Origin of the sequence: Pseudoalteromonas sp. XMcav2-N (assembly GCF_024124545.1) — a bacterium.
In the GTDB taxonomy this organism is placed as follows: domain Bacteria; phylum Pseudomonadota; class Gammaproteobacteria; order Enterobacterales; family Alteromonadaceae; genus Pseudoalteromonas.
In genome coordinates, this window is sequence record NZ_JAMXSF010000039.1 from 1 (window position 1) to 1,369 (window position 1,369).

Consider the following 1,369-nt stretch of genomic DNA (forward strand, 5'->3'; position numbering starts at 1 on the left):
GAACTCAATCTGTACGAGTGCCCACACAGATGATTGCTTCATATTTTTAAAGAACAGTGCGACTCAATGTCGCTGCGCTGTTAGCGCTGAGGGTTGTGCATTCTAATCACTTCCCGTTTTATGTCAACACTTAATTTTGATTTTTCTTTCGAAGCATTCAAAGCTAAGTTTTATTTGACTCCCAACTCGTTGGCTCGTTGCTTTTCAGCATTGTGCCCCGTGTCGGTGGATGCGCATTATAGGGAAATCGAATAACGATGCAACCCCTTTTTTCATTTTTCTCTCGATAAAATGTCACCACCACCTACCACCCCAAGTACACACAAAACACAAACAAGATACACACAATCAAATGTGGATAAGTTCGCAGGTAAACAACAGTACAGGCAAAATAGTGAAAGACGATCAGAGTGAATCTTCCGTTTCTTAATTCTGCTCAGAGATATAAAACTGTACGTAAATAAAGCCAGAAGGTTGATAAAAATTGCATCGGTGGGCTTTAGTCATTTTGCTTCCTGTACTAATAGCACGCTGAGCAAAGAATACCCTCAGCATAAGTAGTTCAATACCCAATATGGGAGGGGAGTATGGAGCATGCTCAGTATGAAGTGTTAGCCAGTTACTCATCCGCAAGTCCAGGCTCATGGGCGACAATAGTGCAAACTGTAATAATGGAATATAAACGGCTTATTCAAAAAAGCGCTGCATTTACTGGGTTTGTAACCCATACCCTGCAGCAGATCCAGGTTCACAAAGCTCTACCCCACTTTCAACAACAACTCCCTCTTCATACAGCACGCCGTGCGATACTGTTTAAACCAGTTTTTCGGTGCTGAATAGGTTTGTTTCGGTGTATTTATCATGCCTACGAAGTAGCTTTTCAGCATTGGCTCCAGGCTCACCCTGCTCTGCCACACCTTCAACAACTCCGTCGTCATCCCGCACTGGATGCGGGATCCATTTAAACCAGCTTTTCAGTGCTGAGTAGGTTTGCTCCGATGTATTCTTCATACTTACGAGTAGCGTTCCAGCAGTGGCTCCAGGTTTATCCTGCTCTGCCAAACCTCCAACAGCTCCCGTACGCGATGCGGGATCCATTTAAACCTGTTTTTCAGTGCTGAGTAGGTTTGTTTCGGTGTATTCGTCATACGTACGGTGTGGTCTGTTGGTAGATCCCGCATCAAGTGCGGGGTGAATTGCGACCGAAGCAACGCTTCGCAGCTCATTGAGATGAGCGCAAGGACCCACATGGATGTGGGGAAGTAGAATAATGCAGGAGCAATTATCGAGATGCGCGATGGGACCAAGCTTCATGGACGAATAGACAACGCCATTCTGTCTACAGCTTCATCGACGCCTTTTTAAATTC

Annotated in this window: 1 protein-coding gene; it reads right to left on the reverse strand. The window is 45.1% G+C overall.

Translation table 11 applies throughout. From position 1 onward, the window contains the following. Nucleotides 1–813: 813 nt before the first annotated feature. The gene (locus NH568_RS23860; protein ID WP_253111277.1) at nucleotides 814–1,098 is read right to left on the reverse strand and encodes a hypothetical protein; all 285 of its coding nucleotides are present in this window, start codon (nucleotides 1,096–1,098) and stop codon (nucleotides 814–816) included. Between the last annotated feature and the right edge of the window lie 271 nt (nucleotides 1,099–1,369).